Annotated in this window: 2 protein-coding genes and 1 pseudogene; 1 reads left to right on the forward strand and 2 read right to left on the reverse strand. The window is 45.1% G+C overall.

Annotated elements, in window-relative coordinates; translation table 11 throughout:
• On the reverse strand, nucleotides 1–393 hold a 393-nt coding region (locus ACTXGO_RS12490; RefSeq protein ID WP_443574764.1), incomplete at its 3' end, for a CDP-alcohol phosphatidyltransferase family protein.
• A 209-nt stretch (nucleotides 394–602) separates the two neighbouring features.
• Here ACTXGO_RS12490 and ACTXGO_RS12495 point away from each other — a divergent pair.
• Nucleotides 603–1514 carry a LysO family transporter gene (locus ACTXGO_RS12495; protein WP_435950441.1) on the forward strand — a complete coding sequence of 304 codons (912 nt, stop codon included), beginning with the start codon at nucleotides 603–605 and terminating at the stop codon, nucleotides 1512–1514.
• Nucleotides 1515–1579: 65 nt separating this feature from the next.
• Here ACTXGO_RS12495 and ACTXGO_RS12500 read toward each other — a convergent pair.
• Nucleotides 1580–2401: pseudogene (locus ACTXGO_RS12500) on the reverse strand (hypothetical protein); the annotation flags it as partial.

Genomic DNA, 2401 nt, shown 5'->3' on the forward strand with positions numbered 1-2401 from the left:
GGCGATAAAACGGCTGATATGATGCTGATTAGAGTAAGCGCTGTCTGCGTATTTTTTATCGATATAAGGCGCAAGGCTTGCCAGCAATGCGGTGTCGGCAACGATATCACCCACTTCATTGAGCACGGAGCCAAGCTGTGAGACCTGTCCATGCTCGCGCGCCATCATCCCATCAATGGCATTGAGCGCCATACGCACAAACAGCGATGACGGCAATAACAGCCATAGTTTAGGATAATTTTGCGCAGGTTTTGCCACTACCAAAGCGGTGCCCACACTCATAACAGCAGCGGATACAGTCACTTGATTGGCAGTGTATTGATGTGCAACGAGCGCATCGCTTAGCGGACGCAACTGATCTTGAAAGCGAGTTTTGAGCTGGTAAAGAGACATGAAAAGGCGCGCTAAATACAGTAAGTGCTTTAATGTAACAACAAAAGTGCATCAGGTAAACGATTAAAACAAGCGGTCAAAAATTTTATCAGGTCAGTTGCACTTCATCATTTGTTACTTTAAACAGCCAAATAAGCGCATTTATAGCGGACTATGATACAATCGCCGGTTTCCCAAAAACGCCTTGTAAAATATTGCGAGCCTATTCTATGCAAAGCCTTATTACTCTCGTTCTTGTTCTTATGCCGATGTTCATTGGCTTTGCAATTCCATCAAATCCCAAGATGACTATACTTGCGGACAAAGGCTTATCATACTTAGTGTTTATTATTTTGACTTTGATTGGGATTGAGCTGTCGCAAGTTGAGGGGCTGGGCAGTCAAGTGGGTGAGATTGCGCTCTATGTTACCGTATTATCGATATTGACTATTGGTACGGGACTCATCGGACTGATGGTTTTTGATCGTCTCAAACCTTGGCAGGCCAAACAACCTGTCGCCAAATCCAAAGAGCATCGCGTCAGTATTCGTGGCAGCTTGGCGCAGGTTATCTGTGTGGTCATCGGTATGGTGATTGGCTATTTTTTGCCTGAGAATTATATGCCGCCTGAAAATACTATGACCGTTCTGCTGATGATACTCATCTTGCTCGTTGGCATTGGTCTTAAAGGCTCAGGCATTACTTTAAAAGAAGTGCTGCTCAATAAGCGCGGCGTTGAGATGAGTGTCATCTTTACGCTCGCAGTATTGGTAGGCGGGGTGATGTTTGCCATGATGTTTAGTGAGGTATCGTGGACCAAAGGCTTAGCACTGGCCTCAGGCTTTGGTTGGTATTCACTATCGGCTATCGTCATGACCGATGCTTATGGCGCGATTTGGGGCAGCGTGGCGCTATTTAACGATCTCATCCGCGAGTTCTTTGCGCTGATATTTATCCCCGTCTTTATGCGCAAGTATCCATCCGCGGCGGTAGGTCTTGGCGGCGCAACCAGTCTTGATTTCACCTTGCCGATTATTCAGCAATCGGGCGGCCTCAAAGTCGTGCCACTAGCGATTAGTTTTGGCTTTATTATTAATATTGTCTCACCAGTATTGATGGTGCTATTTTCATCTTTAGGGTAGGTATAATGGTGGCAATTAACTACAGTTAGCTTCGTAATGAGTCCTTTTTTATACGTAAAGACAAATCAAGCCAACGGCAGCTCTTTATCCACCTGACAAATTTTATCATGCCATCTAATAAATGCCTGAATCGTCTCATGCTTTCGCTGAGTATTGGCGTCTCGTCCCGAAAAACTCTCGACATAACGACACGCCCTATAGCCTTTAGCAAAGGTATCATAGTCCACAATCCATTTATCTCTTGCCTCAAGCTCTATATAGCGTGACTGGTTTTCATCGCTATCGACATCCTCAGCAGGCATCGACCAAAAATCTGTGGTCGGAATGTTTTTGTCTAAGACCCGCTTGTCGTTGACCTCACTCATACGCCAAGGCTTGGCGGTGAATCGCGCGCGAAAGCACTGCTGCGCTTGACACAGGCGTACATAATTGGCGTCGGCGTAAAAGGTAGTAAACCACTCAGCGACGACTTTATCACTTGGCGCGATGATATCGTGAGTGGCAATAATGCGAAAGCCTGCGGGCGTCTTATACAAACGAAAACTTTCGTTGGGATGACTGACGATACGCTGTTGGATTAAGCCAGCTATAAAAGGCTGTAGAGAGGCTTTGTCATCCGTATATTTTTGCGTTCGTGCTTTGTCTTTTTGACTGGCTTGTTGCCATAGATAAGCCGTGACGCCTATCATAAATGCTAATAGCCATAACCACGATAGCCCCAAATAAGCGATGACGCTGGCGATCAAAATAAACACAAACACAAAAAACCAAACCTTTATTTTATTCGAAGATGCGCTTTGAGTAGTGACTGAAGCGGGCATAAAGCCATGACTGTCATAATTATCAGGATAGAGATGATGTAATAAATCGTCGTTATCGACATCAAT

The sequence above is a fragment of the Psychrobacter sp. T6-1 genome, assembly GCF_052258445.1.

Bases quoted from the DNA above. Each gene is read 5' to 3' on its own strand.
- ACTXGO_RS12495 (WP_435950441.1), top strand. From the start codon at position 603: ATGCAAAGCCTTATTACTCTCGTTCTTGTTCTTATGCCGATGTTCATT.